The organism is Embleya sp. NPDC059213, assembly GCF_042754445.1.
GTDB lineage: Bacteria > Actinomycetota > Actinomycetes > Streptomycetales > Streptomycetaceae > Embleya.
This window is the reverse complement of record NZ_JBHZAV010000304.1, coordinates 1-7,347: the sequence shown is the minus strand read 5'-3', so window position 1 is coordinate 7,347 and position 7,347 is coordinate 1. Positions and strand designations below refer to the sequence as shown.

Sequence of the window (7,347 nt, the reverse complement as noted above, 5' to 3'; positions counted from 1 at the left end):
CACGGCCGGGGCGCCCCCCCCCCGGGGCCCCGGGCGGGGGGTCCACCCCCCCCCCCCACCCCCCGGGGGGCGGGGTGGGGCGGGGGGGGCCGGCCCGGCGCCCCCCGGGGGGCCCCGCCGCCCGGGACGAACTCTCGCGCCCCGAATACCACCGCGACGACCCCAGCCCGGTCCGCCGGGCCCTGGAGTGGTTTCTCGACCACCTGGGCGACCTGATCTCCCGGGCCGGCGACCACAGCCCCGGTGGTGGTCTCGGCCTCGTGGTGATCGTGCTCCTGGTGATCGCCGCGCTCGTGGTGTTGCGGCTGCGGCTGGGTCCGCTGCGCACCGCCCGCCGCGCCGAGCTGCCGCTCTACGGCGAACAGGGCCCGTTGTCGGCCGCCGAGCACCGTGCCGCCGCCGACGCGCACGCCGACCGGGGGCACTGGGACGAGGCGGTACGGGAACGCTTCCGGGCGATCGTGCGGGCCCTGGAGGAGCGTGCCGTGCTCGACGTACGCCCCGGCCGCACCGCCGACGAGGCCGCCGCCGAGGCCGGCCGGGCGCTGCCCGAGGCCGCTGCGGACCTGCGGGCCGCCGCCGCGACCTTCGACGACGTGCACTACGGCGGGCGTACCGCCGACCGGGAGCTGGACCGCGACCTGCGCGAGCTGGACACCCGCTGCGCCGCCGCCCGCCCACGCGTGGACGAACGGATGCCCCGATGAGCGACACCGCGCTCGGCCCCACCACCGAGCAGGTCTGGCGCCGGGTGCGCACGCCGCTCGCCCTGGTCGCCCTGGTCCTGATCGTGGTCTCCGCCCTGATCCTGATCCGCGGCGACCGGCACGAGGGCCGGCTCGACCCGCGCTCCACCCACCCGCAGGGCAGCAAGGCCCTGGCCCAACTGCTGCGGGCCCGCGGCGTCGAGGTGCACCTGGCCCGCTCCGCCGACGAGGCCGCCCGGGCGATCCGCCCGGACAGCACCCTCGTGGTGCCCTTCCCCGACCTGCTCGCCGACGACCGGCTGCGCACCGTCGCCGCCGCCGGGCCCGCCCGCACGGTGCTGGTCCGCCCCGGCGAGGCCGCGCTGGCGATCCTGGCGCCCGGCGTGCACACCGCCCGCGACGCGGGCCGGCGCACCCTGCAACCGCGCTGCGAACTGCCCGCCGCGACCCGGGCCGGCGACGCGGACACCGGCGGCGCCCGGTTCGACCTCGACCTGCTCCCCGACGCCACCGGTTGTTATCCCTACGCGGGCCGCCCGACCCTGGTCCGCACCCCGCCCCGCGCCGGCCACGACACCGTCGTGCTCGGCTCCGACCGCCCGCTGGTCAACGACCGCCTCGACGACAACGGCAACGCCGCCCTCGCGCTCAACCTGCTCGGGGCCCATCCGCACCTGGTCTGGTACCTGCCCGGCGCCGACGAACTCCCGCCCGCCGACGACTCGCTGTGGGACCTGCTGCCCGCCGGCTGGCGCTGGGGCGCCGCACAACTGGCCGTCGCCGCCGTCCTGCTCGCCCTGTGGCGGGCCCGCCGACTGGGCCCGGTGGTGACCGAACCGCTCCCGGTGGTGGTCCGCGCCGCCGAGACCGTCGAGGGCCGCGCCCGGCTCTACCGCCGCGGCCGCGCCCGCGACACCGCCGCCGAACTGCTGCGCGCCGCCGCCCGCGAACGCATCGCCCGCGTCCTGGGCGCCGACCCCACCGAGGCCGCCCTGATCGCCTCGGTCACCGCCCGCACCGACCACACGCCCGCGCACCTGCACGCCCTGTTGTACGGTGCGAGCCCGGAGAGCGACGAAGCCCTCGTCGCCCTGTCCGACGAACTCGACGCGCTGATAAGGCAGGTACGCACGACGTGAGCGCACCCGAGCAGACCCGCGAGGCGCGCGACGCCCTCGAAGCCCTGCGCGGCGAGATCGGCAAGGCCGTGGTCGGCCAGGACGCCGCCGTCACCGGACTGGTGATCGCCCTCCTGTGCCGGGGCCACGTACTCCTGGAGGGCGTGCCCGGCGTCGCCAAGACGCTGATGGTGCGCGCCCTGGCCCGCAGCCTGGAACTGACGACCACCCGCGTGCAGTTCACCCCCGACCTAATGCCGGGCGACGTCACCGGCTCGATGGTCTACGACGCGCGCACCGCCGCGTTCTCCTTCCGCGAGGGCCCGGTGTTCACCAACCTGCTCCTCGCCGACGAGATCAACCGCACCCCGCCCAAGACCCAGGCCGCCCTGCTCGAAGCCATGGAGGAGCGCCAAGTCTCGGTCGACGGCACCACCCGCCCGCTGCCCGACCCGTTCATGGTCGCCGCGACGCAGAACCCGATCGAGTACGAGGGCACCTACCCGCTGCCCGAGGCCCAGTTGGACCGCTTCCTGCTCAAGCTCACCCTGCCGCTGCCCGAACGCGACGACGAGATCGTGGTGCTGCGCCGGCACGCGGAGGGCTTCGACCCGCGCGACCTCGAAGCCGCCGGCGTCCGCCCGGTCGCCGGCGCCGCGGACCTGGCCGCCGGCCGCCGCGCCGTGGCCGCCCTGCGCGTCGAGCCGGACATCCTGGCCTACGTCGTGGACATCTGCCGAGCCACCCGCACCTCCCCGTCACTGGCCATGGGCGTCTCCCCGCGCGGCGCCACCGCGCTGCTCGCCGCCGCCCGCGCCTGGGCCTGGCTGGCCGGCCGCGACTACGTCACCCCCGACGACGTCAAGGCCCTGGCCCGACCGGCACTGCGACACCGGGTACGGCTGCGCCCCGAGGCCGAGATGGAAGGTGTGACCCCCGACGTGGTGATCGACGCCGTCCTGGCGCACACCCCGGTCCCGCGTTAACCGCCGATGGCCCTGACCGGTCGTGCCGTCCTGGCCGCAGCACTGGGCATCCTGGTGGTCGGCCTGCTGCTGCCCTCGCTGCTCGGCCTGGCCGTGGTCGAGGGCGCCCTGCTGCTCGCCGTCCTCGTCGACCTGCTGCTCGCCCCCGGCGTCCGCACCCTGACCTTCGACCGCGGCGGCGACACCGCGGTCCGCCTCGGCGAACGCGCCGAGGTCACGCTGACCGTCACCAACCCCGGCCCCCGGCCCCTGCGCGGCCGACTGCGCGACGCCTGGCCACCCAGCACCGGCACCACTGCCCAGCGGCACGACCTGCGCATCCCCGCCGGCGAACGCCGCCGGCTCACCACCACGATGACCCCGACCCGCCGCGGCGACCGCAACGCCCACCGGATCACGGTGCGTTCCGTCGGCCCGCTCGGCCTGGCCGCCCGCCAGGGCTCCCACCACGTACCGTGGCGACTGCGCGTGCTGCCCGGCTTCCCCAGCCGCCGACTGCTCCCCTCGAAACTGGAACGCCTGCGCGAACTCGACGGCCGCTCGGCCCTGCTCACCCGAGGCGCGGGCACCGAGTTCGACACACTGCGCGAATACGTCCCCGGCGACGACGCGAAATCGATCGACTGGCGCGCCTCCGCCCGCAACCAGGGCGTCGTGGTGCGCACCTGGCGCCCCGAACGCGACCGCCACATCCTGGTCGTCCTCGACACCGGCCGCACCTCGGCCGGCCGCATCGGCGACGTCCCCCGCCTGGACGCGGCGATGGACGCGACCCTGCTGCTGACCGCCGTCGCCAACCACGCCGGCGACCGGGTCGACCTGCTCGCCTACGACCGTCGAGTCCGCGCCGAGGTACGCCGCGCACCCCGAAACGGCATACTCCCGGCCTTCGTCCAGGCGATGGCCACGCTGGAACCGGAGTTGGTCGAACCCGACGCCCGATCCCTGACCGCCGAAATCCTGCGCCGCACCCCGCGCCGCTCACTGATCGTGCTGATCACCGGCCTGGAACGGGAGGCGGTCCAGGAGGGCATCCTCCCGGTACTCCCCCGACTCGCCGCCCGACACGAGGTGATCGTGGCCGCCGTCGCCGACCCGGCAATCACCGCGATGGCCGCCCGCCGAGGCAACGTGACAGCGATCTACGAGGCCGCCGCCGCCGAACGCGAACTCGCCGAACGCCGGGCAACAGCAGCCGAGTTGCGACGAGGAAGCGTAACCGTCGTGGACGCACCCCCGGGGGAGTTGGCGTCGGCACTCACGGACACGTATTTGGCACTGAAGCTGGCGGGGCGGCTGTAGGGCGGGCGTGGGGAGGGCGGTTGGCGAACGGGTGGTTGTGGAACGGCCGTTGCGGAACGGGCTGTTGTGGAACGGGCTGTTGTGGAACGACCGTTGCGGAACGGGCCGTTGGGGAACCACCCGTTGTGGAACAGGCCGTTGTGGGGCGGGACTTGTGGGTGGCAGTCGACAGTCGGTTCGAGCCGTGGTGCCGCCGGCTCGACCTCCTGGTGTCACATGCCCGTTCGCCCACGCCCAGGCCAGGCGGCGATCCCAACTCGATTGTGGGCCGCCGGCTTGGCCTGGATGTTCGCGATATGCGTCTTTACGGCACCGACGGTGCGCCGACGGTGCTGTACAACTCCGCGCCGATCTCGGCGTTGGTGTGCTCGCAGGCGATCAACCGGACGATCTCGCGCTCGCGGGTGGTGAGCGGGTCCGCGGCCGGTTGGTCGGGTACGGCGCAATGGCCTATGGCCGGCGCCGGGGGCGCGGTCGGGTGCGCCGACAGCCGGTCCAGCAGGCGGAGGGTGACCTGCGGGCTGATCAACGTGCCACCTGCCATCGCCGCCCGGACCGCCTCGATCAGCAACGTCTCCCGGACTGCTTGAGCAGGAAGCCACAGTCCAGCACAGGTCTTCCGACACGGGGGACCGCTGAGGTGGTCGGTTGGGGGCGGGCTGGGATTGAGATTGGGGTCTGAGGCAGGAGTTGGGTGGCCCTGGGGGCCTTCCTGCCGGGTGGGTGGGGTGCTCGCCGCCTGCGGTGCGTCTTGGTTGGGTTGGGTGCGGGTGGCTCAGTGCTAAACGGTCGGCGTGGGCTGGTGGAGGTGGGGCCGGTCCCGGGGTCGCCGGTGGCCGGGAGCCTTGGGTTTCCCGGCGAGAGGTGGGTGTTGCTTGGCGGGAAAGGCGCTGGCAACGGCGCGGAAGGCTGGGCGGCCCGGTGAGGTCCGCCGGGGGGCCTTTCCGAGTGGGCCGGGCGTTCACGGCCGGCGGTCGCGTCTTGGTCGGCAGCGGGAGGCTCAGTGCTAAACGGTCGGCGTGGACCGGCGGAGATCAGCCCGGTCCCACGGTCACCGGCGGTCAGGAGCCCTGAGCTTCCCGGCGAGACACGGGCGTTGCCTGCGGGAAAAAGCGCTGGCAACGGCGGAGCGGGAGGGCGCTTGCGTCGGGTCGGCCGGGGAGCCTTCCCGAGTGGGCCGGGCGTTTGCGGCTGGCGGTCGCGTCTTGGTCGGCGGCGGGTGGCTCAGGGCTAAACGGTCGGCGTGGACCGGCGGAGAATGGCCCGGTCCCACCGTCACCGGCGGCCGGGAGCCTTTAGTTCCCCGGCGAGACCTGGGCGTTGCTCGCCGGAAAGGCGCCGGCAACGGCGGAGCGGGTGGGGCGGCCCGGTGAGGTCCGCCGGGGGGCCTTTTCGAGTGGGTCGGGAGCGTTTCGGTGGGCGTTTCGGGTCGGGTGGCCGGGTGGAGGGCTGTCTGAGGGATTCGAGGGTCACGATCGGGATCCCGAGGCTGCTTCGCACACTCGGGATTTCGCTGACCTGCGGTTTTGCGGGGTTGTGCGGCGTGAGTGCGTGTCGAGGGCCGGTTTGTGAATGCCGGTGGTGGATTGCGTGTGGGCAGGGTTCTCGGTGGGCGTTTCGGGTCGGGTGGCGGGAAGGGCGGCCCGGTGAGGGGCGCCGGGAGTCTTTCCGGGGGGTCGGGTCTGTTCCGGTGGGCGTTTGGGGTCGGGGCGGTCGAGCGGGAGGCCGTCCGAAGGCCGTCTCAGGGGTTCGAGGGTCACGATCGGGATCCCGGGACTGCTTCGAGCGCGCGGCTTCCCGCTGACCTGCGGTTTTACGGGACCGACCGGGAGGAGCGCGTGTCGAGGGCCGGGTTGTGCACTCCGGCGACCGAAACCGCCCACTCACCGCCCACTCTTCTTCTCGTTTCCCGCCACCGCCCACCCACCGCAGGCCGCAACGGCCCGACCCACTCGGAAAGGCTCCCCGGCGGACCTCACCGGGCCGCCCTCCCGCTCCGCCGTTGCTGGCGCCTTTCCGGCGAGCAACACCCACCTCTCGCCGGAGGACTCAGGGCTCCCGGCCGCCGGTGACGGTGGAACCGGGCCATTCTCCGCCGGTCCACGCCGACCGTTTAGCACAAGGCCATCCGCCGCCGACCAAGACGCGACCGCCGGCCGCAACGGCCCGACCCACTCGGAAAGGCTCCCCGGCGAACCCGACCGGACCGCCCTCTCTCCGCGCCGTTGCCAGCGCCTTTCCCGGCAAGCAACACCCACCTCTCGCCGGAGGACCCAGGGCTCCCGGCCGCCGGTGACGGTGGAACCGGGCCGATCTCCGCCGGTCCACGCCGACCGTTTAGCACAAGGCCATCCGCCGCCGACCAAGACGCAACCGCCGGCCGCGAACACCCGGCCCACTCGGAAAGGCTCCCCGGCGAACCCGACCGGGCCGCCCACCCTTCCGCGCCGTTGCCGGCGCCTTTCCCGGCAAGCAACGCCCACGTCTCGCCGGGGGACTCAGGGCTCCCGGCCGCCGGTGACGGTGGGACCGGGCCGATCTCCGCCGGTCCACGTCGACCGTTTAGCACTGAGCCTCCCGCTGCCGACCAAGACGCGACCGCCGGCCGCAACGGCCCGGCCCCCTCGGGAAGGCTCCCCGGCGAACCCGACCGGGCCGCCCACCCTTCCGCGCCGTTGCCAGCGCCTTTCCCGGCAAGCAACACCCACCTCTCGCCGGAGGACTCAGGGCTCCCGGCCGCCGGTGACCGTGGGACCAGGCCCACCTCCACCAGCCCACGCCGACCGTTTAGCACTGAGCCACCCGCCGCCGACCAAGACGCAACCGCCCGCCGCAAGCGCCCGGCCCACTCGAAAGGTCCCCCGGCGAACCCGACGCAAGCACCCACCGGCTCCGCCGTTGCCGGCGCCTTTCCGGCGAGCAACACCCACCTCTCGCCGGAGGACTCAGGGCTCCCGGCCGCCGGTGACCGTGGGACCGGGCCATTCTCCGCCGGCCCACGCCGGCCGTTCAGCACTGAGCCTCCCGTGCCCGGCCCGGCCGAAATTCCCCGCAGCCCCGAAACGCAAAAAAGGGCCCGGGAAAGGGCCCGGGAAACGCGAAAGGCCCATCCCTGTTCGGGATGGGCCTTTCACACGTAGATTCCGGCGGCGTCCTACTCTCCCACACCCCTTCGAGTGCAGTACCATCGGCGCTGGAGAGCTTAGCTTCCGGGTTCGGAATGAGACCGGGCGT

Annotated in this window: 5 protein-coding genes and 1 rRNA gene; 4 read left to right on the top strand and 2 right to left on the bottom strand. The window is 74.1% G+C overall.

Annotation, left to right across the window (positions count from 1 at the left end; genetic code table 11):
- The first annotated feature begins 74 nt into the window (after positions 1 to 74).
- Genes ACFXMF_RS45790 through ACFXMF_RS45775 form a run of 4 tightly spaced genes read left to right on the top strand, consistent with a single transcriptional unit; the run spans position 75 to position 4,113 of the window.
- Positions 75 to 707 (top strand): DUF4129 domain-containing protein, encoded by a 633-nt coding sequence (locus ACFXMF_RS45790; RefSeq protein WP_380021227.1) that lies wholly within the window; start codon positions 75 to 77, stop codon positions 705 to 707.
- Positions 704 to 1,846 carry a DUF4350 domain-containing protein gene (locus ACFXMF_RS45785; protein WP_360307198.1) on the top strand — a complete coding sequence of 381 codons (1,143 nt, stop codon included), beginning with the start codon at positions 704 to 706 and terminating at the stop codon, positions 1,844 to 1,846. Before ACFXMF_RS45790 ends, ACFXMF_RS45785 begins: the two co-directional genes overlap by 4 nt.
- Positions 1,843 to 2,811 (top strand): AAA family ATPase, encoded by a 969-nt coding sequence (locus tag ACFXMF_RS45780; RefSeq protein WP_360307195.1) that lies wholly within the window; start codon positions 1,843 to 1,845, stop codon positions 2,809 to 2,811. The genes ACFXMF_RS45785 and ACFXMF_RS45780 overlap by 4 nt, the downstream gene beginning before the upstream one ends.
- Before the next feature lie 6 nt (positions 2,812 to 2,817).
- Positions 2,818 to 4,113, top strand: a complete 1,296-nt coding sequence (locus tag ACFXMF_RS45775) for a DUF58 domain-containing protein (protein ID WP_379992351.1) — start codon at positions 2,818 to 2,820, stop codon at positions 4,111 to 4,113.
- Positions 4,114 to 4,417: 304 nt separating this feature from the next.
- On the opposite strand, the gene ACFXMF_RS45770 is transcribed toward ACFXMF_RS45775, so the two are convergent.
- Both ACFXMF_RS45770 and rrf read right to left on the bottom strand, forming a co-directional pair.
- Positions 4,418 to 4,684: a hypothetical protein gene (locus ACFXMF_RS45770; RefSeq protein WP_379992350.1), complete on the bottom strand. Its 267-nt coding sequence runs from the start codon at positions 4,682 to 4,684 to the stop codon at positions 4,418 to 4,420.
- A gap of 2,570 nt (positions 4,685 to 7,254) precedes the next feature.
- Positions 7,255 to 7,347: ribosomal RNA gene (rrf, locus tag ACFXMF_RS45765) — 5S ribosomal RNA — on the bottom strand; the annotation flags it as partial.

Bases quoted from the DNA above. Each gene is read 5' to 3' on its own strand.
- ACFXMF_RS45785 (WP_360307198.1), top strand. From the start codon at position 704: ATGAGCGACACCGCGCTCGGCCCCACCACCGAGCAGGTCTGGCGCCGG.
- ACFXMF_RS45775 (WP_379992351.1), top strand. From the start codon at position 2,818: ATGGCCCTGACCGGTCGTGCCGTCCTGGCCGCAGCACTGGGCATCCTG.